2 protein-coding genes are annotated in these 758 nt (G+C 65.7%); one reads left to right on the forward strand and one right to left on the reverse strand.

The genetic code is table 11. The features are described 5' to 3' along the window. Positions 1-425 (forward strand): alpha/beta fold hydrolase (locus AC1D00_RS43740; protein ID WP_477015017.1); only part of this gene is annotated, 425 nt, incomplete at its 5' end. Between the two features lie 115 nt (positions 426-540). Here AC1D00_RS43740 and AC1D00_RS43745 read toward each other — a convergent pair. Beyond that, on the reverse strand, positions 541-758 hold a 218-nt coding region (locus AC1D00_RS43745; RefSeq protein ID WP_477015018.1), incomplete at its 5' end, for a methionine biosynthesis protein MetW.

Here is a 758-nt window from a genome sequence, read left to right on the forward strand (position 1 = left end):
GCTCCACGGAGGTGGCAAAAATCACGCGCGAGGCGCCGAGCCGGATTCCGTTCCTGGTCAAGGACCCGCGCGGCCACGCCGATTTCTACGCCGCGCTGGCGCGGCACGATGCCAGGGGATCGGCGCGCACGATGCGCGGCTTCCAGGGCGGCCGTCCCTCGATCTTTGCGATGACGGACGCGATCAGGGGCGTCGCAACACCGGCGCTGATCATCTGCGGCGACGAGGACGATCCCTGCGTCGGGCCGAGCCTGTTCTTGAAAAGGCATCTGCCGGCCGCGGGTCTTGCGATGTTTCCGAAGTCGGGGCACGTGCTCAACCTCGAGGAGCCCGCGCTGTTCAACGAGACCGTGGAGCGGTTCGTCACGCTGGTGGAAGCCGGACGATGGCCGGTGCGCGATCCGAGGTCGCTGCCGGTGGGTTGACTTGTCATTCCGGGATGCGCCGGCAGGCGCAGGCCCGGAATCCATCGCTCGACAAACGCTGTGGTACGATGGATTCCGGGCTCGCGCTTCGCGCGCCCCGGAATGACTGCGGCTACTACTTCCCCCCGCCGCGCGTCAGCAAAAACACGCCCTGCTCGCCGAACATGTTCCACACCCACCAGGGCAGGTTCAGCGGCACCGGGCGGCCATAGAGATCGAGTGCCACGGAGCGTTCCATCTTGACGTTGATCTCGTCGCAGAGCTCGACGAAATCCTTGATGGTGCAGAAGTGGATGTTGGCGGTATCGTACCAGGTTGCCGGCAGGTTCTCGG

This window comes from Bradyrhizobium sp. P2_E8, assembly GCF_056403875.1.